Genomic DNA, 26,608 nt, shown 5'->3' with positions numbered 1-26,608 from the left:
GAGTGATGGCCGCCCTCGGCACAGTACTGGCTGGGGAATCCGACATCAGGTGCGTACCTCCGGTCCGTGTCCCAACAGGTCCCGCCACGGGGAAACCGTGATGCGAGTCGTGATGCGAGTCGTGATGCGAGTCACTGTGACGTGAGCCTATTCCCGTTGCGGGTGTTTCCCAAGGGCTCCGGCCCGGCGGGTCGAATGCCTTACGCTTCACCCATGGGCACCGAGGTCGAGTCGAGTACCTACTCCCGTTCCGAGCGGACGCGCTACCGCGAGCGCCTGGAGTCCTCCCTGCAGGAGCTCAAGGACTATCTGGCCGCCCACGGGTTCCCGGGCGCCGGGCGGATCGGCCTGGAGCTGGAGCTCAATCTCGTGGATGGCCAGGCGCAACCGGCCCCGCTGAACCGAGAGGTCCTGGCGGCGATCGACAACCCGGCGTTCCAGACGGAGCTGGGCCGGTACAACATCGAGCTGAACCACCCTTCGCTGACCATCCGCCGGCGGGGACTCTCCGAGCTCGAGGAGTCACTCAAGGCCGAGCTGGACCGCGCCGACGAGCGTGCCGAACGCGCCGGGGCCCACCTGTTCGCCGTCGGGATCCTGCCCACCATCAGCGGGGATGACCTGTCCGGGGAGGGCTGGATCAGCACGGGCAACCGATTCACCGCCCTGAACGAGGCCATCCTCGAGGCCCGCGGTGAGGACATCCTCATTGACATCGACGGGCCCGAGCACCTCTCCTACTACGCCCGGGACATCGCCCCGGAGTCCACCTGCACGTCCCTGCAGCTGCATCTCGAGGTCTCGCGCGAGCAGTTCGGCCCGGTGTGGAACGCGGCGCAGTCCATCGCCGGGGCGCAGGTGGCACTGGCCGCCAACTCGCCGCTGTTCCTCGGCAGCCAGTTGTGGGCGGAGACGCGCATCCCGGTGTTCCAGCAGGCTGCGGACACCCGTGGCCCGGAGCTGGCCCGCCAGGGCGTGCGCCCCCGCGTCTGGTTCGGGGAGCGGTGGGTGGAGGGGATCGAGGACCTGTTCGAGGAGAACATCGCGTTCTTCCCGGCCCTGTTGCCGGAGCTCTCCGGCGACGTCTCCAGCACCGCCGCGGGCGCCCCGAGGCTGGCCGAGCTGCTCCTGCACAACGGCACCGTCTACCGCTGGAACCGGCCGATCTACGATCCCGGCAAGGACGAGAAGACGGACGACGCCGGAACCTCGCCGGCGCTCCCGGCCAACCTCAGGGTGGAGAACCGCCTGCTGCCGGCGGGGCCGACGGTGGTGGACATGGTGGCCAATGCCGCCTTCTTCTTCGGTTTGGTCAAGTACCTCGTGGAGACGGAGGAGAACCCCTGGGAGAGGATGTCCTTCGCCGTGGCCCGGACCAACTTCTACGAGTGCGCCCGGCACGGGCTGAACGCCTCCGTGTACTGGCCCGGTTACGGGGATCTGCCCGTCACCGAACTACTGGACCGGCACCTGCTGCCGGCCGCCCGGCACGGGCTCGAGCTGCTCGAGGTGGAGGACGGCGTGGCGGACCATTACCTGTCAGTGCTCACCGGACGCACCCGCACCGGCCAGAACGGGTCCACCTGGATGACACGCTCCCTGGCCCGTTTCGAGGACTCCGGACTGCCCCGCGGCAAGGCGCTGGCCCGTGTGGTGGAGACCTACGGGGAGCACATGCGCGGAGGCGATCCGGTGCACACCTGGCCGCTGCCCCAACCGGAGAGGACCTGACCATGGACCCTGACGTCCACCGCGGAGAGATGGCCCCGGCAGAGGTCTACCGCCGCTTCGCCCGGATCGAGGCGCACGGCAGTTCCGAGATCTACGAGGACTGGGCAGGGGACATCGCTGAGGATCCCGAGGTGCTCGAGCTGGTGGCCGGGCTGCCCCGCCCCAAGCGCCAGCCCAACCTCGTGTTCGCGGCCGCCCGGCTCCACGGAGCGGACGGTGCCTATGCCTCGTTCCGGTCCATCGTGGTGGAGCGATGGGACGCCGTCCGGGAGACCATCCTGGCTCGATCCACCCAGACGAACGAGGCGGCCCGGTGCGCCGTGCTGTTGCCGTTCCTGGCCGAGCTGCCCCAGCCCCTGGCCCTGATCGAGGTGGGAGCCGCAGCTGGTCTCTGCCTCCTGCCGGACCGCTACTCCTACCGGTACAGTGACGGCACCCGGCTCGACCCCGCCGACGGGCCGTCAGAAGTGGTCGTCGACTGCCACCTCGGCTCGGGGGCCGCCCCGCCACGGGCTGTTCCCGAGGTCGCGTGGCGGGCCGGGATCGACCTCAGCCCCGTGGACGTCAAGAATCCGGAGGACTGCGCCTGGCTGGAGACCCTCATCTGGCCCGGGCATGAAGGCCGCCGGGAGCGCCTCCGATCCGCCCTGGCCATCGCCCGCCGTGAACCACCCCGCGTCATCGCCGGCGACCTCAACGAGGCACTGCCGGCACTGGCCGCCGAGGCACCGGCCGATGCCACACTGGTCGTCTTCCACACGGCGGTGCTGGCCTACCTCGACCAGGCCGCCCGAACTGGTTTCGTCGACCTCGTCAACGGCCTGCCGGGGCACTGGATCAGCAACGAGGGGCCTCAGGTCATCCCGCAGCTCCGCCCTCTTCCCCAATCCGTTCCCACAGGCGAGTTCGTCATCGCCGTCGACGGTGTTCCCCGAGCCACGGCCAATCCGCATGGCCGCTCGGTCAGCGGGCTGGAGATCTCAGGCTAGGTCCCCAGTGATCTCGTTCAGAAGCTCCAGCACATGGTGGTAGTCCCGGCCGGTGGCCCGGGTCATTCCGAGTTCGCAGGTCCGGTTGCAGGAGGCGTGGGTTGCCGCACCGAGATCCTTGACCTGCCGCGCCTGCCGTTCCGTGGCTGAGGCGGTCAGCTCTGGGTGGAGCATGCCGCGGTCGCCGGCAAAGGCGCAGCACCCCCAGTCCTCGGGGACCTCCACCCGCTCGGCCACGGCCTCCGCCACCGCCGTCAGTGCCGCGTTCATCCCCATTCGGGTGGAGGAACAGGTCGGGTGCAGGGCCAGCGAAGGAAGCCGGGCCCCCTCGGGCAGCCGCGGCAGGAGGTGCTCCGCGGCGAATTCGACGGCATCGACGATGTGCAGCGGCTGCTCCCCCGCCGGTGGCACATCGGTCTCCACGGCGTGGCGCAGACCCTCGGTGCAGGAGGACGCGTCGCACACGATCGGCAGCTCGCCGCCCTTCGTGGCCGCCCGCAGGGCCGCCGCAGTACGGGACCGCATGGTGTCCTGCCCGGCCGCCATCCCCTTCGAGGACCATGGAGTTCCGCAGCACAGCCCGTCGATGCCGGTGGGCACCAAGAGCTGGACTCCGGCCTTGCGGGCCAGTTGCAGGAAGCTGTCCTGCACGCCGGCACCTGCCGGTGTGCCGCCGTCGGGCCGTCCGGAACCAGCCGGGCCGAACATTGCCGAGACGCAGGCCGGGAAGTAGACCGCAGCGGGGTCGCCATCTGGCGCGGGCCGGCTGCGCTGGACCCCGCCGGTGGGCAACTCGGGCGAGTACAGCGGGACGGTATCGGCCCCGAGCACGGCTCGTGCGGCCTGATTGGGCGGGCGGATGGCCCCGGCCGGAAGCTTGGCGGCGGCGTCCAGTCCCAGACCGGCCACGCGGGTGACGGCGTCCCAGTGGCGGGCTGCCAGGTTCCAGCCGGCCTCCGCGGTGGCCCCGGCGTCGTCGCGGCGTAGTCGCTTGACCAGGTCTCCGGTGTTGATGTCCACCGGGCAGGCGGTCTGGCACATCCCGTCCACGGCGCAGGTCTGCACCGAGGCGTAGTCGTAGTCGCGTTCGAGTTCTCGGGCCAGTGCCTCGTCCCCGGATTGGCGGGCCGTCTCGATGGCGCGCAGGGTCACGATGCGCTGGCGGGGGGTGAGCGTGATGTCCTTGCTGGGACAGACCGGTTCGCAGTAGCCACAGGAGACGCAGCGGTCGACCTCCTCGGCCACCGGTGGGATGATGGTCTTGAGGTGGCGCAGGTGAGCCTGCGGGTCGTCGTCGAGCACCACCCCGGGGTTGAGCACCCCGGTGGGATCGCAGAGGTCCTTGATGCGGCGCATCACCGCGTAGAGCTCGTCTCCGTACTGACGCCGGACGTATGGTGCCATGACCCGGCCGGTGCCGTGTTCCGCCTTGAGCGACCCGCCCTCCCCGAGCACCAGGCTGACCATGTCCTCGGTGAAGGCGCTATAGCGCTCCAGTTCGGCACCGCTCGCGAAGCCGTCGGTGAGCATGAAGTGCACGTTCCCATCCTTGGCATGGCCAAAGATGACGCTGTCGCGGTAGTCGTACCGGTCGAACAGGCCGACCAGCTGCGCGCAGGTGCGCCCCAGAACGGGCACGGGGACCACGATGTCTTCCAACAGCGCCGTCGTGCCCTGGGGGCGTGCCCCGGCAATGGAGGCGTAGAGCCCCTTGCGCAGGTGCCACAGGCCGGCCCGAGTGGTGGAATCCGTGGTGAAGCTGGCCGGGGCGGCCAGCTCGTTCCCCTTCAGCGCGGCGTCCCCTCGGCGCCGCAGCTCCTCGAGCTCGGCGGCGGCGGTTGCGGAGTACTCCACGAGCAGGGCGGCGTGCTCGTGGACGTCCAATCCGGCCACTGCGTCGGGGGTTCCCTTGAGCCGCTGACCGACACGCAGGGAGGTGGCGTCGAGCAGTTCCACGGTGGCCGCACCGGTCTCGACCAGACCGGGCAGGGCGTCATTGGCGGCGTGCAGATCAGGGAAGACCAGCAGCCCGGTGGCGGTGTGAGTGGGACGAGGCACGGTGCGGAAGACGGCCTCGGCAACGAACCCGAGGGTTCCCTCGCTGCCGATGGCCAGGTGGGCCAGCATCTCCACGGGGGTGTCGAAGTCCAGCAGCGAGTTCAGCCCGTACCCCATGGTGTTCTTCATGGAGAACTGGTGGCGAACGGTGGCGACGGAGGCCGGGTGGGAGCGGACACGGGTGGCGAGCTGGGCCAGGCCCTCGTGCAGGTCCGGTTCCAGACGGCGCAGGGTCGCGTCGGCCTCGGGCGCCCCGGTGTCGATGACGGTGCCGGAGGGCAGTACCAGGGTCATGGATTCCAGGGTCTGGTAGGTGTTCTCGGTGGTCCCGCAGTTCATGCCCGAGGAATTGTTGGCGACCACCCCGCCGATCGTGCAGGCCACTTCGGAGGCAGGGTCGGGGCCGAGGCGGCGCCCATGACGGGCCAGTCGGGCATTGACGGCTCGCACGGTTGCTCCGGGCCGGACCCGGACGCGGGAGCCGTCGTCGAGCACTTCGATGTCACGGAAGTTCTTCCGAACGTCCACCAGGACGCCGTCGGACACGGCTTGCCCGCTGAGACTGGTGCCTCCGGAGCGCAAGGTCAGTGGCACTCCTTGGGCGGCGCTGGCTCGCATCAGAGCGCCGACCTCGCCGGCATTGCCGGCCGTGACGACGGCCTGCGGGATCAGCAGGAAATGCGAGGCGTCGTGGGCAGTGGCGTGTCGGTCGAGGGCGCGGGTGCTCACCTGGGTCGGATCGGCGACGGCCTCCTGGAGGCTCTGCAGCATGCTGGGCCGCCCTTCTGTGCGGGGGTGGGGTCTGGAGTTCAGCGTACGGACGGGGGTGGCAAGGAGTCTGCGATCGTTATCGCCCAGCGATAACGGGCGTTGGTCCTGCCCCGGTACTCGGGGAGAGACTGGCGGGACAGCATCCAGACCGTCCTGTCCGCAGTGGCGGCTACCGACCGAAAGGGCCCTCTCCGTGATCTTCATCGTCGTCAAATTCAACGTCAAACCCGAATGGTCCGAACGCTGGCTGGACCTGACCCGCTCCTTCACCGAGGACGCCCGGAACGAGCCGGGGAACCTGTGGTTCGACTGGTCTCGCAGCGTGGAGAACCCGAACGAGTTCGTCCTGGTCGAGGCCTTCGAGGATGACGCGGCCGAGGCCCATGTGACCAGCGAGCACTTCCAGCGGGCGATGCAGGAGATGTCGCAGGCGCTGGTCGAGACGCCGCAGATCATCAGCCGCCAGATCGAGGGCAACGCCTGGGACCGCATGGGCGAGCTCGCGATCGCCTGAGTCTCCTCGCCGTCTGCGGCCGGACCCCGACGGGGTGTCCGGCCGCAGCCGTCTTAAGATGGGGCGTCTCGAGGTGAGCAGGCAAGATAGTTGTATGGCACAGAATGAAGCATTGGCCGGGCTGGCCTCCGTGCAGAAGGCCTTCGCCCTACTGGACGTGGTGGCCGGCCACAGTCGGGGGATGACGGCCAAGGAGATCGCGGCCGCCCTGGATATGCCGCTGCCGACGGTCTACCGGATGCTGAAGACTCTGGTCTCCTCCGAGCACCTGGTCCACCTCAAGGATGAGTCCCGGTACGGACTGGGCTACAAGCTCCACGCCCTGGACACGTCGCTGCGCCGTCAGGTCGGCACGCCGCCGGCCGTGGCCCGGCTGGTCCGTGAGTTGCATGTGCGCGCCGACGCTGCCGCCTACTATGCCGTGCACCGCGGTGAGGACATCGTCGTCGCCCACGTGGTCGACTCTCCGACCCGGCCGCGGATCACCCCCATGGGGTTCGGCTTCAATGACGCCGCCCACGCCACCGCATTCGGCAAGGTGCTGCTGGCCGCCATGGACCTGGACCGGCGCGAGACCTATCTGGAGCGGCACGGACAGCCGGCGATGACGGGGGCAACGATCACGAGCGCCGCCGGGCCGGCGGCCGAGCTGCGCCGGGTCGCCGAGACGGGCATTGCCGTCGAGCGGGAGGAGTTCATCCGGGGCGCCTCTTGTATGGCCGCCCCGGTCACCACCGCCGCCGGCCAGACCATCGGCTCGGTTGCGGTCTCCATGGACCCTGCCAACTTCTCCGCTCGTTCAGCCGAGATCGCCGTACTACTGCGTGACGCTGCCGGCAGGGTCGGCCGGGCACTGCGCGGCACCCGCATGCTCCCGGGTCAGCCCAGCGCGGGGCAGCTCTAGGTTGGATCGTGCGAAGGCACCACGGCGGGGCCCACAGAGTGCGGGCCCCGCCGTGGTGTCACGGCCTGTCAGACGGCGGAGGCCGCCATCTGCTCGGCGATGTACTCTGCCTGGCGAATAGCCAACGCCACGATCGTCAGCGTCGGGTTCGCCGCGGCACCGGTGGTGAACTGAGACCCGTCGGAGATGAACAGATTCGGCACATCGTGGGCCTGCCCGAACCCGTTGACGACCCCGTCCTCTGGCCGCGTGCTCATCCGAGCGGTGCCAAGGTTGTGGGTGGACGGGTACGGCGGTGTCCGATGAGAGGACGTGGCCCCCACCGCCTCGTAGAGTAGCGAGGCCTGTTGGTAGGCATGCTCGCGCATGGCCACGTCATTCGCGTGGTCGTCGAAGTGCACGTTGGGTACCGGGAGGCCCAGTCGGTCGGTCACGGTGGTGTTCAACGTGATCCGGTTCGACTCCTGGGGCATGTCCTCCCCCGTGATCCACAGTCCGGCGGTATTGACGTACCCGTCGAGGAGCGCCGTGAAATCCGGCCCCCACGAGCCCGGATCGATGAAGCTGGCCAGGAAGGCCGGCCCCAGCGAGATCATGTCCAGGTAGTATCCGCCGACGAATCCGCGGTCGACGTCGTGCCGGGACTCATCGGCGATCAGCCCAGCCATGGTCTCGCCCCGGTACATGTTCACCGGATGGTCGAACTGGGCGTACACCGACCCAGTGGTGTGACGCATGTAGTTCCGGCCCACTTGACCCGAGGAATTGGCCAGCCCATCCGGGAAGAGTGGCGAGGACGAGAGCATCAACAGCCGCGGCGTCTCGATGGCGTTCCCGGCCACAGCGACGACACGAGCCTTCTGCCGGTGCAGGTTCCCCTCGGAGTCGACGTAGAGCACACCGTCAGCACGCCCCTCGGGGGTATGCGTGATCTGTACCGCCTGGGATTCCGGACGCAGGTCAAGCAGGCCCGTGCGCAGAGACTTCGGGATCTCCGAGACCATGATCGACCATTTGGACCCGTTCTTGTCTCCCTGGAAGTTGAATCCGTCCTGGATCGAGGCCGGGCGGCCGTCATAGGGCTCGGCGTTGGTGGCGTAGGGCCCGGTCGCATAATGCCGGTAGCCCAGGCGTTCGGCCCCGTTGGCGAGCACCTTGTAATTGTTGTTGGCCGGTAGGGGCGCCCGCCCATGCCGATGAGTACTGCCCATCTTCTTCTCGGCCCGGTCATAGTAGGGCTCCAGATCGGCCAGTGTGATCGGCCAGTCCAGCAGGTTGGCCCCGTCGACCCGCCCATACGTGGTGCGGGTGGTGAACTCATGGGCCTTGAACCGCGGGGTGGCCCCGGACCAGTGGGTGGTGGTGCCGCCGACGGCCTTGACGATCCACGTCGGCAGGTTCGGGAAATCCTGGGCGAGGCGAAACGTGCCGGACGTGGTGCGTGGGTCCAGCCAGGCCATCTGGTTGAAGGCTGCCCACTCGTCCTGATGGTAGTCCTCGTTCCGCAGATACGGCCCGGCCTCGAGCAGGACAACCTTGATGCCCTTCTCGACCAGTTCGTGGGCCAGGGTTCCTCCCCCGGCGCCGGAGCCGACGATGACAACGGCGGAACTGTCGTCGTGGTCGATTCTGGCCGACCTCTCCTGGGTGCTCATCGCGTCATCGCTCCTTCGACTGTGTTGGTGCCCTTGAACAAGTGGTCCACGGATTGGACGCCGTCCTCCGGGGCGGCAGGGGCGACGGCATAGGGCAGCGGGCCGATCTCGGTCACCTCAACCCCACATTCCTCGATGCGCGGCTCGGGCAACCAGGTCAGGTCGTTGAAGCCGCGGTAGAGGTAGCCGCCCTGGGAGAACGACTCGCCCTCGTAGCCCAGCGCTGTGTGAACCTCTGGGTCGTCGTAGAGGTTCAGGACGGTCGTGCGGCGGATGAAGCCGAAGAACTCGAGGTCGGCGATTCGCTTGAGCACAGCCAACGCCCGATCCTCGGGCAGGTCCAGAAAGTGCTCCTCGGTGAGCGTATCCAGAGTCATCAGACCCTGGGTCAAGGCCATCCGGAACCAGCGGGACTCCTCAGAAGCGTCAATGATCTTCTGCGTCATCCGTTCATAGGGTCCGTCCGGGAAGTCCGGGTGCGGGAACGCGACCCGGATGATCCGGGTCAGGATCCGGCGCGCCTCCTCAGACAGTTCCAGGGCGTTGAGCTCCGAGTATTTTGCAGGGAACACCATTGTTGTCACCTCGGGTCGTAGCGGTCTGATCACGGCCACGGGGCCCGGTCTGCACGGCGGCGCCGCGCCCCGGTCCGGGAGGCCTTGAGAGCAGTCTGTGCCGCACATCACATGGACGCCAATGTTCATTATCGGCTGGTGAGAACGGGCGGGGCCCGCCAGATGAGGACGCTAACCTGCGGTCATGATTGACCTCGACCAGATCACCATCCGCAGCATCTCCGTGAGCGAAACGGACAACAACGTATACCTGCTCACCCACAAACTCTCGGGCCATCAGGTGCTCATCGACGCGGCCGACGATCCTGAGGCGATCCGGTCCATGCTCGTCGAAGCAGGCGCCGACGCAGCGCGGGAGCCCAGGGTGTCAATTCTGGTGACCACGCACTCACACTGGGACCACGTCCGCGCCCTGGCCGAGATCACCGAGTACACCGGAGCGGCCACGGCAGCCGGTACCGAAGACGCGCCAGACATCGAGATACCGACAGACCTACCACTGGAATCAGGCCCACTCGACGCGGGTGGAGGTCTGGAGTTGGAAGTCATCAAACTCCGCGGGCATACCCCCGGATCCGTAGCATTGCTCTACCAAGACCCGACCGGTCCCGACCATCTGTTCACCGGGGACTCCTTGTTCCCCGGAGGCATCGGCAACACGTTCGAAGACCCGGAGCGCTTCACCTCGCTCATCGATGACGTCACCGCACGAATCTTCAACGTGATGCCCGACGACACCATCGTGCACCCTGGCCACGGGAAGGGAACCACGCTGGGTGCCGAACGCCCACACCTTGAAGAATGGCGCGAGCGCGGCTGGTAACCGACCATCGGACCTGGCGTCCATGGACCGGTGAGGCCGCAGCCTCATGCATGCACCTGTTCAACGCGGTGGACGGCTCCCCTGCTGCGGCCTGACCTGCGCCCCCTTCGTCCTCGCCGTGGCAGGCGCCGTCCACGGGTCCTCGGGCCAGGGGTGCTTGGGGTAACGTCCACGCATCTCCGCCCTGACCTGGGCGTACGGACCGGACCAGAACGACGCGAGATCGCCGGTCACGGCCAGGGGCCGGCCCGCCGGGGAGAGCAGGTGGAAGACCACCGGAACCCGCCCGTCCACCAGCCGCGGGGTCTCAGCCAGCCCGAAGCACTCCTGGAGCTTGACCGCCACCACCGGGGTGCCCGCGCCGGGGCCGGAGGCGTCAGGACCGGAGGTGTCAGCAGCACCGTCGGCCAACGATTCCACGGCCGGGTAGTCGATCCGCGCCGTGCGGCCGCTGGGCACGGGCAGCCGCTCGGGCACCAGCTCGTCCAACCGCACCGCCTCGGGCCACGGCAGCAGCCGCCGCAGAGCCGAGGCCAGATCCAGTGAACCGGCCTTCGTCCCGCGGGCCAGTTTCTCCACCTCGGGGGCGAGCCAGTCCTCCCAGCGGGCCGCGAGCGCCGCCGAGGACATGCCGGGCCACGGCTCCCCCAGGGTCCGGCGCAGCAGGTTCAGTCGGCGGCGCATCGCATCGGCGGCGGGACTGGACTCGGCGGTCAGGCCGATCGCCTCGGGGCCCGCCTCGGCCAGCAGCCGTACGACGGCGGCCCGGCCGGACTCGCGGTCAGGCGCCACAGGAGTCTCGGACAGGGTGATCGCCCCCACCGCCCGGACGGCCCGGCCGACCACCCGGTTGTCCTGCCACGAAGCGGTCCTCTGGTCCCGATAGAGGGGTCCGGCAAGTTGTTCGGCCAAGTCGGTCTCCACGGGGGCCGCGGCCCGGATCACGGCTCCCGTGCCGGCGGCGGCCCTCCCCTCGGCGCGCGAGACGTCTGCCACGGCCAACCATTCCTCCCCGGCCAGTGTGCTGCCCGGCGGCAGCGCGGCCCGGGTCCCGGAGGCGAGCAGGTAGACCCCGCCCGGTGCCCCACCACCGGCCCCGGCGGTGTCTGGCACCCGCCGCGCCAGACGCTCGGGCCAGGCGAGTCCGACGACGGCGCCCACCTCCGACTCCCGCGGCACCCGGGTGTCCCCCTGGTTCACCGGACCGGTGCGGCCGGTCAGCCGCTCGAAGCGCTCGGTCTCGCGGCGCCACCGACCGGCCTCGGCGTCGCCGCGAGCCGCCGCACGCAGCCGGCGCAGGGACACGGTCAGGTCGGCTGCCTCGGGCCGCACATCGGAGGAGACCAGTGCCACCACCTCGGCGGAGGTCCGGACACCCACGAGCCGGCCGCCGTCGAGCAGTGCACGGGCCAACCGTGGCTCGGCAGGGATCGCGGCGAGGCGGCGGCCGTGGTCAGTGGCGCGGCCGGCGGAATCGATGGCATCCAGCGCGGTGAGCGTCTCCAGCGCCTCGGCCAGGGAGGCCTCCGGCAGCGGCTCCGGCAGCACCAGCCCCGTGCCCCCGGGTGCTCCCCAGCAAGCCAGCACGAGAGCTGCACCCGTCAGGTCGGCGACTGCGGCGGCGGGAGTCGCGTGGGACGGCGCGGACCCGTAGGTGGTGCGGTCATAGCAGCGCACCACCAGGCCGGGGCCGAGGCGCCCGGCTCGGCCCGCCCGCTGCTCGGCGGACGCCTGGGCGCAGGCCACCGTGACCAGCCCCGTCATGCCCCGGCCGCTGTCCCTGCGGGGTTCGCGGGCCAGCCCGGAATCGATCACCAGCCGCACCCCGGGCACCGTCAGGGAGGACTCTGCCAGGGAGGTGGACACGATGATCCTGGGCCGGGGCGCAGGGTCTGACGGGTCCCGCCCGCCGATCGCGCGGTCCTGCTCGGCGGCCGGGAGCTGCCCGTGCAGGGGCAGCACCTCCGTCTCCGGGGCCAGGGACCCCAGCCGAGCGGCCACCTCGGTGACCTCCCGCGCTCCGGGCAGGAAGACCAGGGCGTCCGTGTCCGGCTCGGTGGCGAGGACCTCGGCGTGGGCCTGTGCCGCGCTGTGCGCCACGTGGTCCAGGAAGTCCCGGGTCACACCGTGCAGGTCCTGGCGGCGGTCGGGGGCGGGGAGGTACCGCACCTGAACGGGGTGCAGGGCGGAGGGGCAGTCCACCACCGGCGCGGGCCCCGGACGGCCGGTGCCCTCCCCCAGCCGGGCGGCAAAGGACTCCGCGTCCAGGGTCGCGGACATGGCCACCAACAGCAGTTCGGGCCGCAGCTGCGCGACCTCCCCGAGCATGCCGAACAACAGATCGGTCTCGAGATCCCGTTCGTGCACCTCGTCCAGGATCACGGCGCCGGTGCCGGCCAACTCGGGATCAGCCAGCAGCCGGTTGACGAGCACACCAGGGGTCACGAACTCCACCAGCGTCTGCTGGTCCGCCTTCCGCTCGCCCCGCACCACGTAACCGGACCGGTCCCCGATGCCGGAGCCGTCCAGGTCCGCGAGCCGGCGGGCGGCCGCACGGGCTGCCACTCGGCGCGGCTGCGTGACCACGACCCGTCCTCCCGGTCCGCTGGCAGCAGCGTGCAGCAGGTTCGCGGCCGCCGGTGGCACGAGCGTGGTCTTACCGGTGCCGGGCGGCGCCTGCACCACCGCCAGTCGCGACTCGGTCAGGGCCTGGCGCAACTGCGGCAGGGACGTGGCGAAGACCAACCCTGCACTCAGCCGGTCGAGGTCGAAGGGGCCGGGCCGGGAGGAGGACGTCATCCCTCCATTGTGGCCCGTGCCCCCAGATCACGGCGTGGGTGTCCCCCCATTGGCATTGAGGGTGTCACCCGTGACATAGCTGGACTCGGCCGAGGCCAGGAAGACATAGGCCGGGGCCATCTCCGCCGGCTGGCCGGCCCGGCCGAGCGGGGTGTTGTGCCCGAAGACGGGCAGTTTGTCCTTCGGCTGGCCGTCCGAGACCTGCAGGACGGTCCACACGGGGCCGGGGGCCACGGCGTTCACGCGGATGCCCCGCTCCCCCACCTGTTGCGCCAGGCCCTTGGTGAAATTGTTGATGGCCGCCTTGGTGGCCGCGTAGTCGAGGATCATCGGGTTCGGCTCATAGGCCTGGACCGAGGTGGTGTTGACGATGGCCGAGCCGGGGCGCATGTGGCGCAGGGCGGCCCGCGAGAGAGTGAACATGGACAGGATGTTGATCTGGAAGGTCTGCTCCACCTGTTCGTCCGTCAGCTCCTCCAGGGACTCACTGATGAGTTGCTTGCCGGCGTTGTTGACCAGGATGTCCAGTCCGCCGAGCCGCTCAGCGGCCGTATCCACCACGGACTCGCGGTAGCTCCGGTCCAAGAGGTCCCCGGGCAGTGCGACAGCGTGGCGGCCGGCCTCCTCGATGGCCGCCACCACGCGCCGGGCGTCCTCCTCCTCGGCGGGCAGGTAGGCGATCGCCACATCCGCCCCCTCCCGGGCGTAGGCAATGGCCACGGCGGCTCCGATGCCGGAGTCTCCGCCGGTCACGAGGGCCTTGCGTCCCACCAGACGCTCCCGGCCCCGGTAGGAGTCCAAGCCGATGTCCGGCACGGGGTCGGTCTTCACGTCCAGTCCGGGTTCTGGCTGGTCCTGCTCCGGCGGGGAGACCTTCGGGAACTGGGTGACGGGGTTCTGCAGGAATTCGCTCATGATCCTGACCCTAGGGACCCCTGGTGGCCTCAACAAGGCCTTCCCTTCGCCACCAGTTGTGACAGCATGGCCGCATGACTGATGCGACGACGCGCCCCGACCGGGTGCTGTTCTACCCCCCGGCGGATGCCCGCGCCGAGGGCCCCCACCGCGAGGCCCATGCCGAACCGGCGCAGGCCGCGGCCGACGCTGGGGGCCACGTGGTGCCGAACGACGCCCAGGCGCCCCACGGCGACGGCAGCGCCACAGCCCTCGTGATGATCTTCCCCGTGCCGGTGGAGGAGGTGCTGGCCGTCCTGAAGGCCAATCCGGGGATCAGCTGGGTCCAGTTGCCGTTCGCGGGAATCGAGCGGTACGTGCCCACGATCCGCGACCGCCGGGACATCAACTGGACCTCGGCCAAGGGCGTGTACGCCCCGCCGGTGGCCGAACATGCCCTGGCCCTGACCTTGGCGCTGCTCCGACACCTGCCCGAGCGTGTCCGCGCCACCAGTTGGGGCGTCGGCGCCGGGACCACCCTCAGCGGCCTGAACTGCGTGATACTCGGCGGGGGCGGGATCGCCCGCGAGTACCTGCGGCTGCTGAAGACCTGGGACACCACCGTCACCATGGTGCGGCGCTCCGCGGGCGAGGTGCCCGGCGCGGACCGCACGGTCACCCAGGACAGGATGGACGAGGTCCTGCCCGGCGCGGACGTGGTGATGGTCGCCGCCGCGGCCACAGAGGAGACCCGCGGCATGATCGGGGCGCGGCAACTGGAGCTGATCCCGGAGCACGCCATCCTGGTGAACATCGCCCGCGGCACCCTGGTGGACACGGAGGCCCTGGTGGAGGCCCTGGCGGCCGGGCGCATCCGCGCGGCGGGTCTGGACGTCACCGACCCGGAGCCCCTGCCGGACGGTCACCCACTCTGGTCCGAGCCGCGGTGCCTGATCACGCCCCACACCGCCGATACCCCTGAGATGTGCATCCCGCTGATCAATGCGCGGACTGTCCGGAACCTCTTCGCCCGTGCCGCCGGGGAGACCCTCGAGGGGCAGGTGGACGCCGACGCCGGGTACTGAGGGATGGCCGTGCCGTCCCCCCGCTGAGTCCCCTTAGGCTGAGGGTATGAGATCGCCCGTGCAGGAGTACCTCGACCGGCTGGTAGAGCAGATTCGCCCCCATGATCAGGGCACCAACTATCAGGCGGTGCCTTCTGCCGCGTCCATGGATCCGTCCCTGTTCGGGCTGGCCCTGACCACGGTGGAGGGCCACTGTTACGCGGCCGGGGACGCAGACCACACGTTCTCCCTCCAGTCGATCTCCAAGGCCTTCACCTACGGGATGGCCCTCGAGGACCTCGGCCCGGAGAGGGTCCAGGAGAAGATCGACGTGGAACCCTCCGGGGACCCGTTCAACGAGATCTCCCTGCAGGCCGGAACGGGCCGACCGGACAACCCGATGATCAATGCCGGCGCCATCGCCACCACCTCCCTCATCAAGGGACGGGGTGGCCGCGACAGGATCGGCCGGATCGTCAACACGTTCTCGGACGCCGCGGGACGCGAGCTCAAGGTGTCCGAGTCCGTCTTCAAGGCCGAGGATCGGTCCGGCCACCGCAACCGGGCCCTGGCCTGGCTGCTGCGGTCCTTCGGGATCCTCGAGACCGATCCCGAGCCCAGCGTGCAGGACTACTTCCGGCAGTGCTCCATCCTGGTCACCGCGAAGGACCTGTCCATGATGGCCGCCACCCTGGCCAACCAGGGCGTGAACCCGGCCACCGGGGAGCGCGTCTTCGCCCCGCGCGTGGTCCGCTGGGTGCTGTCCGTGATGTCCACGTGCGGCATGTACGACGACGCCGGCACGTGGGCCATCGAGATCGGCCTGCCCGCCAAATCCGGCGTGGGCGGTGGACTACTCGTGGTGGTGCCCGGTCAGATGGGCGTGGGGGTGTTCTCTCCGCCCCTGGACGATCACGGCACGTCCGTGCGTGGCAGCCTGGCCATCGCGCAGATCGCCCAGGACTTCGGCCTGCATTACGGCGATGTCCCGCCGCTGGGCCGGTCCACCGTGCGGGCCCGCTACGACCTGTCTGAGGCGCCCTCCTCCGTGCCCCGCAGCGTGGAGGCGCTGCAGGTCCTGGAGAAGTACGGCCACGAGTGCCGCATCATCGAGGTCGGCGGGGACATCGGCTTCGCCGAGGCCGAGACCCTGACGCGCGCCGCCCTGGAGCTGGACGAGTCCGTCCGCACCCTGGTGGTGGACGTGCGCAAGGTGGATGACTTCGGCAAGGCCGCCGCACGTCTGCTCACCCAAGTGGTGCGGGGCTTCCTGACAGCTGGCCGCAACCTGATCCTGTTGGATGATGACGAGGCCCTGACCCGATCGCTGTTGGCCCACGCCGCTGAGTCTGAGGACGGCCCCCTGCCGGACCCCCTGCCGGAGACCTCCGTCTGGCCCTCGTCCGGACCGACGCCGGAGGAGTCTCCGGCCGCGGTGGACGCCCACACCCAGGACTCGGCGGTCTATGACCTGGCCCCCTCTGAACCGCAATTGACCGATGAGGTCGCCGCCGACGACGAGCCCCAGTTCCGGCTGTTCCTCTCCCGGTCCCTCGCCCTGGAGTGGATCGAACAGCGGCTGCTGGCGGGCCACGCGCCCGAGCTGGTGCCCACCGGCAACCAGGAGCCCACGCTGTCCCCACTGCTGGAGAGGCTCAGCGAGGAGGACGCCCACACCCTGGCCGCGTTCATGGAGCCCCGGAGCTACCGGGCCGGGCAGGTCATCCGCCGCACGGGCCAGCCCTTCGGGGGGATCTACTTCATCACCTCCGGTCAGGTCGAGCTCATGGGCCAGGGCTCCGGGGGCCGCCGATACCGGCAGGCCTACCTGTCTCCCGGGATGATCTTCGGGGAGATCGCCCTGGGACAGGCCGGGCGCCAGCTCACGACCGTCCGTGCCGTGGGCCCGGTGACCACGCGCGTGCTCACGGCCCAGGTGATCTCCGCCCTCGAGGAATCGGACCCGCAGCTGGCCATCAAACTGTGGTCCGCCCTGGCCCGGGACGCCTACACCTCTGTGGAGCAGATGAGCCGGGAGTCCGGCGCACGCTACGAATAGGGCACTTCGCCTTGGACATTGACCCTGTGCCGTGACCGGGGCCAGACTGCCCACCATGAGCACCACCGGCACGGATCAGGACAACGCCCCCGCAGAGGCCGGCGAGGGGAACTCAAACGTGACCTGGGCCCCAAGCTGCTGTTGCTGTTCATCGTGGGCGACGTGCTCGGCGCGGGCATCTACGCCGTCACCGGCGAGATGGCGGGCATGGTGGGCGGCATCCTCTGGCTGCCCTTCCTCCTGGCGTTCGCCGTGGCCACCCTGACGGCCTTCTCCTACCTTGAGCTCGTCACGCACTACCCGCAGGCCGCCGGTGCCGCGCTCTACACGCACAAGGCCTTCGGCATCCACTTCATCACGTTCCTGGTGGCCTTCGCCGTGGTCTGCTCCGGCATCACCAGCGCCTCGACCTCCGCCAACGTCCTGGCCCAGAACTTCTTCGGCGGGCTGGAGGTCAACGGCTGGATGGGCCCCGTGGACCAGGGGGCCGTGACCGCGCTGGCCCTGGGCTTCATGGTGTTGCTGGCCCTGATCAACCTCCGCGGCGTGGGCGAGTCCATCAAGTTCAACGTGATCCTGACCCTGGTTGAGGTCACGGCACTGTGCATCGTGATCGGCGTGGGGTTCTTCGCGATGGCCCAGGGTGGCTCGGACCTGAGCCAGATCTTCGTGTTCCAGGACAACAACGAGAAGGGCCTGTTCCTGGCCGTCACCGCAGCCACCTCCATCGCCTTCTTCGCCATGGTGGGCTTCGAGGACTCCGTGAACATGGTCGAGGAGACCAAGGACCCGGTGCGGATCTTCCCGCGGACCATGCTGACCGGCCTGGGGATCGCGGTCCTCTTCTACATGCTGGTGGCCGTCTCCGCGGTGGCGGTGCTCTCTCCCACGGAGCTGGCCCGGATCGGCGAGGCCGAGGGCCGGGCCCTGTTGGAGGTCGTCGCGAAGGGCTCGCCGGACTTCCCGGTGGACCGGGTCTTCCCGTTCCTGGCCGTCTTCGCCGTGGCGAACACCGCCCTGATCAACATGCTGATGGCCAGCCGACTGGTCTACGGCATGGCCAAGCAGAACGTGCTGCCGCGGACCCTCGGCAAGGTGCTGCCACGGCGCCGGACGCCCTGGGTCGCCATCCTCTTCACGACCCTGCTCGCCCTGTTCCTGATCTGGCACGTCACGTCCGATCCGGAGAGCAACATCGTCACGAACCTCTCCAGCACCACCGCATTGCTGTTGCTGTGCGTCTTCTCCGTGGTGAACGTGGCGTGCATCGTGCTGCGACGCCGTCGGGGCCCGGACGCTGAGTCCGGCCGGGCGTTCCAGTCCCCCCGGCTGCTGCCGTATCTGGCGGCGGTCCTGTCCCTGTACCTGGTGGGCCCCTGGGTGGACCGGGACCCCGTGGTCTACCAGATCGCCGGTGGCCTCATGGTGCTCGGGGTCCTGCTCTGGATCCTCACGTACTTCATCAACCGTGCCGCCCACCGGCAACGGGGGACGCCGGTGGGCGACTCCAGGATCGGCGAGGAGGATGACCTGCGGCCCCGCCCGCCCGGTCGCTGACCCCGTCCGCAACTGCAGGTCAGAAGAGGCCCGTTCCGCCCCGGATTTCCGGGGAGAACGGGCCTCTTCTGACCACTGGGCCCAGGAGGGTCCTACTTGGCCAGCTTCGCCACGATCGCGTTGAGGGTGGCGGAGGGCCGCATGGCCTCGAAGACGCGCTCCTTGGACGGGCTGTAGTAGCCCTCGATGTCCACGGGAGCACCCTGGACGGCGGCGAGCTCGTCCACGATCGTCTGCTCGTTCTCGGCCAGGTCCGCGGCGATCTCCGTGTACTTGGAGGCCAGCTCCGCGTCATCAGTCTGCTTCGCCAGCTCCTGGGCCCAGTACAGCGCCAGGTAGAAGTGTGAGCCGCGGTTGTCGATCTCGCCGACCTTGCGGGACGGGCTGCGGCCCTCCTCGAGGAAGGTGCCGGTGGCGCGGTCCAGGGTGTCCGCCAGTACCTGCGCGCGGGCGTTGCCGTGGGAGACGGCCTCGTGCTCGAAGGAGACGGCCAGGGCCAGGAACTCGCCGAGGGAGTCCCAGCGCAGGTGGTTCTCCTCCACGAACTGCTGCACGTGCTTCGGGGCCGATCCGCCGGCACCGGTCTCGAACAGGCCGCCGCCGTTGATCAGCGGGACGATCGAGAGCATCTTGGCTGAGGTGCCCAGCTCGAGGATCGGGAACAGGTCCGTCAGGTAGTCGCGCAGCACGTTGCCGGAGACGGAGATGGTGTCCTCGCCGCGGCGGAGGCGCTCCAGGGTGAAGTCCGTGGCCGCCTCGGGGGCCATGATCTCCAGCTGCAGGCCCTCGGTGTCATGCTCGGCCAGGTACTCGTTGACCTTGGCGATCACGTTGGCATCATGCGCCCGGTTCTCATCCAGCCAGAACACGGCCGGGGTCTGGGAGGCGCGGGCGCGGGTGACGGCCAACTTGACCCAGTCACGCACCGGCACGTCCTTGGTCTGGCAGGCGCGCCAGATGTCCCCTGCCTCCACCTGGTGTTCGATCAGCACCGCGCCGGAGCCGTCCACGACCTGCACGGTACCGGCGGCCTCGAGGATGAAGGTCTTGTCATGGGAGCCGTACTCCTCGGCCTTCTGTGCCATCAGACCCACGTTCGGGACGGTGCCCATGGTGGTCGGATCGAAGGCTCCGTTGGCCCGGCAGTCGTCGATGACCACCTGGTACACGCCGGCGTAGGAGGGGTCCGGGAGCACGGCCAGGGTGTCCTGCTCCTGGTCGTCCTGGTTCCACATGTGCCCGGAGGTACGGATCATGGCCGGCATGGAGGCGTCCACGATCACGTCCGAGGGCACGTGCAGGTTGGTGATGCCCTTGTGGGAGTTCACCATCGCCAGGTCCGGACCGTTGGCGTAGCCGGCCTCGATCTCGGCCTTGACGCCCTCGGCGACCTCCGGGTCCAGGATCTCCAGGCCGGAGAGGATGGCTGCCAGGCCGTTGTTGGCGGAGAGCCCGGCGGCCTCCAACTGGGTTCCGTACTTCTCAAACAGGGACGGGAAGTAGGCCTTGACCACGTGACCGAAGATCACCGGGTCGGAGACCTTCATCATGGTGGCCTTGAGGTGGGTGGAGAACAGCACACCCTCCTCCTTGGCCCGGGCGATCTGGGCGGCGAGGAACTCGTCCAGGGCCTTCGCGGAGAGGAAGGTGCCGTCCACGATCTCGCCCGCGAGCACCGGGAAGTCGTCCTTCAGCACGGTCTTCTCACCGGAGCCGTCCACGAACTGGATGCGAAGGGTGCCGTCCTCGTCGATCACCACGGACTTCTCGTTGTGGAAGAAGGCGTCGGCCTCCATGGTGGCCACGTTGGTCCGGGAGTCGGTGGACCACGCGCCCATCGAGTGCGGGTGCTTCTTGGCGAAGTTCTTCACGGCCTTCGGCGCGCGGCGGTCCGAGTTGCCCTCGCGCAGCACCGGGTTCACGGCCGAGCCCTTGACCGAGTCATAGCGCGCGCGGGCGTCCTTCTCCTCGGCGGTCTTCGGCTCGTCGGGGTACGCCGGCAGGGCGAAGCCATCGGCCTGCAGCTCGGCCACGGCGGCCTTCAGCTGCGGCACCGAGGCGGAGATGTTCGGCAGCTTGATGACGTTGGCGTCGTCGGACTTGACCAGCTCACCGAGCTCGGCGAGGGAGTCGTTGACCTTCTGGTCCGCCGGCAGCACATCGTTGAATGCGGCGAGGATGCGGCCCGCCAGGGAGATGTCCCGGGTCTCCATTCCCACCCCGGCCGTCGAGGCGAAGGCCTCCACGAGCGGTAGGAGGGAGCCGGTGGCCAGCATGGGAGCCTCGTCGGTATAGGTGTAGATGATCTTCGACATGAAGCGTGCGTCTCCTCGCAGGGCGCGCCGGTGGGCACGGCCCGAGTCGTGGTGATGGGTCAATCGGCCCCCAATCTACCGGAGTCATCGGCCCTGACGCCCATCGTGACCGGACCATGCCGCCTCGGGTGTCAGCGCCTCGGCCGCCGCTCAGACGCCCAGCAGCACGCGGGCGATCAGGAAGTAGACGATCAGGCCCAGGGCGTCCACCACCGTGGAGATGAAGGGGTTCGAGAAGACGGCCGGATCCACCCTGAGCCGCCGGGCCACCATCGGCATCAGCGAACCGACCGAGGCCGCGAGGGTGCAGATGGACAGCAGGGTCAGGCCGATCACCAGGCCGATCGACCAGGAGTAGACGAGTCCGGCGACCACCAGGCCCACCAGGCCCAGCAGGGCACCCAGGCTCAGTCCCACCACGAACTCACGGCGCAGCACCCGCAGCGCGTCCCGGGGCCGGACATCACCCAGGGCGAGGGCACGGGTCACCGTGGTGGCGGCCTGATTGCCGGTGTTGCCACCGGTGCCGATCAGCAGGGGAATGAAGACGGAGAGCACCACGAGTTGCTCCAGTGAGGACTCGAAGACCTCCAACACCTGCACCGTGAGCGTGGCCCCCACGGCGAGGACCAGCAGCCACACCACGCGCGAGCGGACAAGGTTCCGCACGGGGGTGGAGAGGTAGGGCTGAGCCAGCGGTTCGGAGCCGCCCGAGCGTGCCGCATCCTCGGTCTCCTCTTCGGCGAGGATCCGGGCGGCATCCGCCAGGGTCAGGACCCCGACGATCCGTCCGGTCTCGTCGATCACCGGCAGTGCCAGCAGGTTCTCCTCGGAGAGTCGGCGCGCAGCCGTCTCATCGTCCTCGGTGGTGGACACCGTCTCGAGGTCCTCCGCCATCAGATCGGCGACGACGGCCCCCTCACCTGCACTGGACAGCAGCGTCAGCTCCACCATCCCCAGCAGGCGGTGCCCGCCTCCGACCACCGGCAGGCTGACCAGACGACGGAGCCGCCCCCGGGGCACCCCGGAGTCACGGAGCACCTGCAGAGCCTCTCGGACGGTCATCTCGGGGCGAAGTTCCACGAGCACGGGGCCCATCCTGCGGCCCACGGAACCGGCGGGATATCCCAGGATCCTCCCCGCGGCCTCCCGCTGCTCGTGGCCCAGGGTACCCAGCAGTCGTTGGGCCACCTCGGCGGGCACCTCGTCGAGCAACCGTGCCTGTCCGGAGGCCTGCAGCTGCGCGAAGATGACCTGGACGTCCTCGTCCTGCAGTCCGTTGACCAGTTGGGACTGCTGGCGCGGTTCGAGCGCGGCGAAGACGTCCACCGCCGTACTCCGTTCCAGGAGCCGGAAGACCACGGCCTGGCCACCGGGCTCGGTCCGGCCGAGAAACCGCCCGGCCTGGGACGGCGTCAGCTGGCGCAGTCCCCGGCGCGCGGCCTCGAGATCGTCCTGGCGCAGATCCACACGGATCTGCGCCTCGAGGAGGTGCCGCGAGCTGGGATCGGCGGGCTGCTGAGCCATCTGGTGCCGGGGCTCAGCCGTGGAAGAAGTGGCGGGCTCCGGTGAAGTACATGGTGATCCCCGCTTGGTTGGCGGCCGCCACCACGTCCTCGTCCCGGACGGAGCCACCCGGCTGGACCACGGCCCGCACGCCCGCGTCGAGCAGGATCTGCAGACCGTCTGCGAAGGGGAAGAAGGCATCGGAGGCCGCGACCGATCCGCGCGCCCGCTCGGGGGCACCGTCACCGGAGACGTTCTCGGCGCCTCCGGCCGAGGTGATCTCCTGGGCACCGGTGGTCACGGAGCCGAGGGTGTTGGCCCGCTCCACGGCCAGGCGGCAGGAGTCCAGGCGGTTGACCTGACCCATGCCGATCCCGACGGTCGCCCCGCCGGAGGCCAGCAGCACGGCGTTGGACTTCGGCGCGCGCACGGCCCGCCAGGCGAAGGCGAGGTCGGCCAGGGTGTCCGGATCGGCGGCCTCACCGGCGGCGAGGGTCCAGGTCTCGGGATCGTCACCGGCTGCGTCCACCGCGTCCCGGGCCTGCAGCAGCATCCCACCGGAGACCTGCTTGTACTCCACCGTGTCCCGGGCGTAGCCGGCCGGCAGGCGCAGCAGACGGATGTTCTTCTTGGCGGAGAGGACCTCCAGGGCCTCCGGGGTGAAGGACGGGGCGATGACCACCTCCGTGAAGATGTCCTTGACCGTGGCCGCCATCTCGGTGGTGACCTCGCGGTTTGCGGCGATCACCCCGCCGAAGGCGGACACCGGGTCGCACTCGTGGGCCTTGCGGTGCGCGGCGGCGATGTCCTCGCCGTCCTGGGCCACGGCAACGCCGCAGGGATTGGCATGCTTGACGATGGCCACCGCGGGCGCTTCGAAATCGAACGCGGCGCGCAGGGCCGCATCGGCGTCGGCGTAGTTGTTGTAGCTCATGGGCTTGCCATGCAGCAGCTCGGCCTGGGCGATACCCGGTGCGGCGCCGTCCTCCACGTAGAGAGCGGCCTTCTGGTGCGGGTTCTCGCCGTAGCGCAGCGACTCCGCCCGCTGCAGGGTGACCCCGGCATAGGGCGGGAAGAGGTCTTGCTCGGCCTCATCCCCGAACTGGGCGGCCGTCCAGGCCGCCACGGCGTTGTCATACGCCGCGGTGTGGGCGAAGGCCAGGGCCGCGAGCCGGCGTCGTGCCGTCAGCTCGAAGCCGCCCTGCTGGGCGGCGGAGACCACGTCGCCGTACCGCGCGGGATCCACCACGACGGCCACGGACGGATGGTTCTTGGCGGCGGCGCGCACCATGGACGGCCCGCCGATGTCGATCTGCTCGACGACGTCGTCCTGGCCCGCACCGGAGCGGACGGTGTCCACGAAGGGGTAGAGGTTCACCACCACGAGGTCGAAGGGCTGGATGTCCAACTCCTCCAGCTGGGCCACGTGGTCCTCCCGGCGGCGGTCCGCCAGGATGCCGGCGTGGACCAGCGGGTGCAGGGTCTTCACGCGGCCGTCCAGGCACTCCTTGAACCCGGTCACCTCGGACACCTCGGTCACCGGCACCCCTGCGCCGGCGATCCGCTTCGCGGTGGATCCCGTGGAGACGATCTGCACCCCGGCGGCGTGCAGCCCCGTGGCCAACTCCTCCAGACCGGTCTTGTCATAGACGGAGATGAGGGCCCGCTTGAGCGGGACGCGGTCGAGCTGGATGGTCACGTCGGGTACTCCTGGATTCGGGGACGGGGACGACGCCGGCCCGGCGCCAGATCCAGTGTAGGCCCGCCGGAAATCAGTGGGGCTCGCTCAACCCGAAGAACCACGTGATGTGCTCGCGCAGCGCCTCCGCCGCATCCTGGCCGCGGCGTTCCTGAACGGCCTGCAGGATCACGCGGTGCTGGCCCTGGAGGGTGCAACTGACCTCCGGCCACGAGTCGAGGCCGGAGACGGTCTCCTGGACATACCCGATGGTGGCCTCGCGCAGGGACGCCATCATGGTCTCCACCACCAGGTTGCCGGCCAGGGAGGTCAGCAGGATGTGGAACTGGGCATCGCTGGCATGGAACTGATCCGCCGGCAGCTCCGGGGCATCCATCTCGTCCAGCAGCCGGGAGGCCTCCCCCAGGACGGCCTGCCGGTCCGGGCTGTCCGGCCGCGCCGCGGACTCGAGGGCGGACTGGGTCTCCAGCAGCAATCGCGCCTGGACGATGTCCCCGATCGGCAGGGCACGGGTGGCGATGTGCATCCGCAGGGCCCAGGCGAGCGCCACGGACGGCTCGGAGATCAGCACGGCCCCGGCCGTGGGGCCGGATCCGGTGGCCGAGCGGACCAGTCCCATGGCGTCCAGCACCCGGACCGCCTCCCGGACCGAGGCCCGGGAGATCCCGAACTGTTCGGCCAGTTGACGCTCTCCCGGCAACTTGTCCCCGACCTTCACGGCACCCGAGCGCAGCTGGTCCTCGAGCCAGGCGAGGATCACGGTGTAGGCGCGGTGGGCAGGCACGGGTCACTCCTCGTCGGCAGGGAAATCCCCAGTCTACGGGCCGCTGGCGGGCCTGGGCGGATCAGGCCCTGCGTTCCGCCATCGGCACGTGGTGACGCATCAACCAGCGGGCCAACAGTGCGAGCCCCCCGAGGAACAGGACCAGCATGATGGTGCCCGCGTTGAAGCCCAGTCCGTGGATGAAGAGGTAGGCGACGATGCCACCGGCGAGGCAGTAGTAGGTGGTCACGATGATCGTCTTGCGCAGCAGATCCCCCTCACGGCCCAGCAGGCCAACGGTGGCAGACGCCGCGACGATGTTGTGGATCGAGATCGGGTTGCCGCCGGCGCCGCCGACCGCCTGTGCGGCCACCACCAGTTCGGGTGGCACGCCGATCCGAGCTCCAGTGGAGAACTGGAACTGCGAGAACGTCAGGTTCGAGATGGTGTTGGACCCGGCCACGAAGGCGCCGAGGGCGCCGATCCAGGGAGCCAACAACGGCCAGGCGCCGCCGGAGATCGCGGCGGCCCCCTCAGCCAGCGTCACGGGCATGCTGCCCAGTCCGGAGTCGTTGAGGTCTGGCCCTGACTGGATCAACACCCGAACCAGCGGGACGGCGAACAGCAGGGCCACCGCTGTGCCTGCGAGCTGGCGGGCGGAGACCTGCAGGGACCGGAGGACCTGGCTGCGGTTCATCCGGTGCAGCAGAAAGGCGAAGACCGCCGCGAGGATGAGCAGGAACGCCGGGGAGTAGAACGGCTCGATGCTGGTGCTGACCCCGGTGCCCAGGATGTTCTCGAAGGGGACCGAGAGGTTGAGCAGGAAGTCCTTCACCGGCGCGACGACCCGGCTCAGCACCAGGGTCCCGGCCAACAGGGCATATGGCCCCCAGGCGTGGACCAGGCCGATCTTCCGGGACACGGGCGGCACGTTCTCGGGGTCGAGGTTGCCGGTCCAGCGCGGGGACCAACGGCTGCTTGGCCCGAAGTCGAAGGTGTCCCGGGGCATGAGGAAGCCCCTGCTGGATGTGAACATCACCAGGACCAGGCCGATCAGCCCGCCGAACAGCGAGGGGAACTCCGGCCCCAGGAACCGGGCCACGATCACGGAGGGGACCGTCATGGCCAAGGAGGCGTAGACGGCGAAGGGCCAGATCCTCAGCCCGTCGCGGAAGCGCCGCTCGGGCCCGAAGACGCCGGTGAGCATGCACACCAGGATGAGCGGGATGAGGACGCCCACCATGGCGTGCATGAGTGCCACCTGGAAGCCGATCGAGCTGACGAACTCGGGCATGGTCAGCCCCAACACGCGCACCCGCTCGGCCACGGCGGGATCGCCGCCCAGCCCCTCGGCCACACCCACCAGGATGGGCGTGCCCACCGCTCCGAAGCTCACCGGGGCGCTCTGGACGATCAGGCCCACCATGACGGCGGCCATGGCAGGGAAGCCCATGGCCAGCAGCAGGGGTGCCACCACTGCCGCCGTGGTGCCGAACCCGGACGCGCCCTCGATGAAGGACCCGAAGAGCCAGCCGATGATGATGGCCTGCACGCGCCGGTCTGTGGAGATGTTGTCGAAACCGGCCCGGATGGTGGTCATGGCCCCACCCACCGTGAGGGCCGAGAGCAGGAGCAGTGCGCCGAAGACGATGTAGAGCAGGGTCAGCGCCACGATCAGGCCTTCGATGGACGCGGCCAGGACACCCGCCGGACTCATCTGCCACACGGTCAGGGCCACCGCCACCACGGCGAGGTAGCCCACGGGCATGGCGTATTTGGCCGGCCATCGGAAGCCGGCCAACAGTACGCCCACCAGGAGCAGTGGCAGGAGGGCCAGGAGGCTCAGTACGGCGAGATTGTCCACGGTCGTGGTCCTTTCCGGTGCACCGCCCGCCCCTCTGTCAGGCCGGGAGTACAGGGTGAGCGGGGTGA

Annotated in this window: 18 protein-coding genes; 8 read left to right on the top strand and 10 right to left on the bottom strand. The window is 69.5% G+C overall.

Translation table 11 applies throughout. The features are described from left to right. Positions 1–213: 213 nt before the first annotated feature. Complete coding sequence (locus IMT31_RS12310; RefSeq protein WP_413542968.1) at positions 214–1,731, top strand: glutamate--cysteine ligase; 1,518 nt, start codon at positions 214–216, stop codon at positions 1,729–1,731. 2 nt (positions 1,732–1,733) lie between these two features. Next, positions 1,734–2,720, top strand: a complete 987-nt coding sequence (locus tag IMT31_RS12305; RefSeq protein WP_413542967.1) for a DUF2332 domain-containing protein — start codon at positions 1,734–1,736, stop codon at positions 2,718–2,720. Here IMT31_RS12305 and IMT31_RS12300 read toward each other — a convergent pair. Then, on the bottom strand, positions 2,712–5,549 hold the full coding sequence (locus IMT31_RS12300; RefSeq protein WP_413542966.1) for an FAD-binding and (Fe-S)-binding domain-containing protein: 2,838 nt from the start codon (positions 5,547–5,549) through the stop codon (positions 2,712–2,714). The two genes, IMT31_RS12305 and IMT31_RS12300, sit on opposite strands and share 9 nt — an antisense overlap. A gap of 193 nt (positions 5,550–5,742) precedes the next feature. Between IMT31_RS12300 and IMT31_RS12295 the strand changes: the two genes are divergently transcribed. Further along, entirely contained in the window at positions 5,743–6,063 is a 321-nt protein-coding gene (locus IMT31_RS12295; RefSeq protein WP_413542965.1) for a putative quinol monooxygenase, read from the top strand. A gap of 94 nt (positions 6,064–6,157) precedes the next feature. Further along, positions 6,158–6,967: an IclR family transcriptional regulator gene (locus IMT31_RS12290; protein ID WP_413542964.1), complete on the top strand. Its 810-nt coding sequence runs from the start codon at positions 6,158–6,160 to the stop codon at positions 6,965–6,967. A gap of 68 nt (positions 6,968–7,035) precedes the next feature. Here IMT31_RS12290 and IMT31_RS12285 read toward each other — a convergent pair whose 3' ends face one another. Both IMT31_RS12285 and IMT31_RS12280 read right to left on the bottom strand, forming a co-directional pair. Beyond that, entirely contained in the window at positions 7,036–8,622 is a 1,587-nt protein-coding gene (locus IMT31_RS12285; RefSeq protein WP_413542963.1) for a GMC family oxidoreductase, read from the bottom strand. Then, complete coding sequence (locus IMT31_RS12280) at positions 8,619–9,197, bottom strand: hypothetical protein (protein WP_413542962.1); 579 nt, start codon at positions 9,195–9,197, stop codon at positions 8,619–8,621. Before IMT31_RS12280 ends, IMT31_RS12285 begins: the two co-directional genes overlap by 4 nt. A 184-nt stretch (positions 9,198–9,381) precedes the next feature. Between IMT31_RS12280 and IMT31_RS12275 the strand changes: the two genes are divergently transcribed. Then, entirely contained in the window at positions 9,382–10,020 is a 639-nt protein-coding gene (locus IMT31_RS12275) for an MBL fold metallo-hydrolase (protein ID WP_413542961.1), read from the top strand. Between the two features lie 60 nt (positions 10,021–10,080). Here IMT31_RS12275 and hrpB read toward each other — a convergent pair whose 3' ends face one another. Further along, entirely contained in the window at positions 10,081–12,819 is a 2,739-nt protein-coding gene (gene hrpB, locus IMT31_RS12270) for an ATP-dependent helicase HrpB (protein ID WP_413542960.1), read from the bottom strand. Between the two features lie 27 nt (positions 12,820–12,846). After that, positions 12,847–13,734: an SDR family oxidoreductase gene (locus IMT31_RS12265; protein ID WP_345359497.1), complete on the bottom strand. Its 888-nt coding sequence runs from the start codon at positions 13,732–13,734 to the stop codon at positions 12,847–12,849. 74 nt (positions 13,735–13,808) lie between these two features. Between IMT31_RS12265 and IMT31_RS12260 the strand changes: the two genes are divergently transcribed. The 3 genes from IMT31_RS12260 to IMT31_RS12250 all read left to right on the top strand — a co-directional run bounded on the left by IMT31_RS12260 (position 13,809) and on the right by IMT31_RS12250 (position 18,393). After that, the gene (locus tag IMT31_RS12260; protein ID WP_413542959.1) at positions 13,809–14,798 is read left to right on the top strand and encodes an NAD(P)-dependent oxidoreductase; all 990 of its coding nucleotides are present in this window, start codon (positions 13,809–13,811) and stop codon (positions 14,796–14,798) included. Between the two features lie 46 nt (positions 14,799–14,844). Next, on the top strand, positions 14,845–16,836 hold the full coding sequence (glsA, locus tag IMT31_RS12255) for a glutaminase A (protein WP_413542958.1): 1,992 nt from the start codon (positions 14,845–14,847) through the stop codon (positions 16,834–16,836). A 141-nt stretch (positions 16,837–16,977) separates the two neighbouring features. Then, positions 16,978–18,393: an APC family permease gene (locus tag IMT31_RS12250; RefSeq protein ID WP_413542957.1), complete on the top strand. Its 1,416-nt coding sequence runs from the start codon at positions 16,978–16,980 to the stop codon at positions 18,391–18,393. 92 nt (positions 18,394–18,485) lie between these two features. On the opposite strand, the gene IMT31_RS12245 is transcribed toward IMT31_RS12250, so the two are convergent. From IMT31_RS12245 to IMT31_RS12225, 5 genes are all read right to left on the bottom strand, one after another. Beyond that, positions 18,486–20,708 (bottom strand): NADP-dependent isocitrate dehydrogenase, encoded by a 2,223-nt coding sequence (locus IMT31_RS12245; protein ID WP_413542956.1) that lies wholly within the window; start codon positions 20,706–20,708, stop codon positions 18,486–18,488. A 150-nt stretch (positions 20,709–20,858) separates the two neighbouring features. Further along, on the bottom strand, positions 20,859–22,235 hold the full coding sequence (gene mgtE, locus IMT31_RS12240) for a magnesium transporter (protein ID WP_413542955.1): 1,377 nt from the start codon (positions 22,233–22,235) through the stop codon (positions 20,859–20,861). Between the two features lie 13 nt (positions 22,236–22,248). Next, entirely contained in the window at positions 22,249–23,913 is a 1,665-nt protein-coding gene (purH, locus tag IMT31_RS12235) for a bifunctional phosphoribosylaminoimidazolecarboxamide formyltransferase/IMP cyclohydrolase (protein WP_413542954.1), read from the bottom strand. Between the two features lie 73 nt (positions 23,914–23,986). Next, the gene (locus IMT31_RS12230; RefSeq protein WP_345359483.1) at positions 23,987–24,697 is read right to left on the bottom strand and encodes a FadR/GntR family transcriptional regulator; all 711 of its coding nucleotides are present in this window, start codon (positions 24,695–24,697) and stop codon (positions 23,987–23,989) included. A gap of 61 nt (positions 24,698–24,758) precedes the next feature. Further along, on the bottom strand, positions 24,759–26,540 hold the full coding sequence (locus IMT31_RS12225) for an L-lactate permease (protein WP_345359480.1): 1,782 nt from the start codon (positions 26,538–26,540) through the stop codon (positions 24,759–24,761). Between the last annotated feature and the right edge of the window lie 68 nt (positions 26,541–26,608).

Origin of the sequence: Citricoccus nitrophenolicus (assembly GCF_047305825.1) — a bacterium.
GTDB lineage: Bacteria > Actinomycetota > Actinomycetes > Actinomycetales > Micrococcaceae > Citricoccus > Citricoccus nitrophenolicus.
The sequence above is the reverse complement of the archived record's forward strand: the minus strand, read 5'-3'. Positions and strand labels throughout refer to the sequence as shown.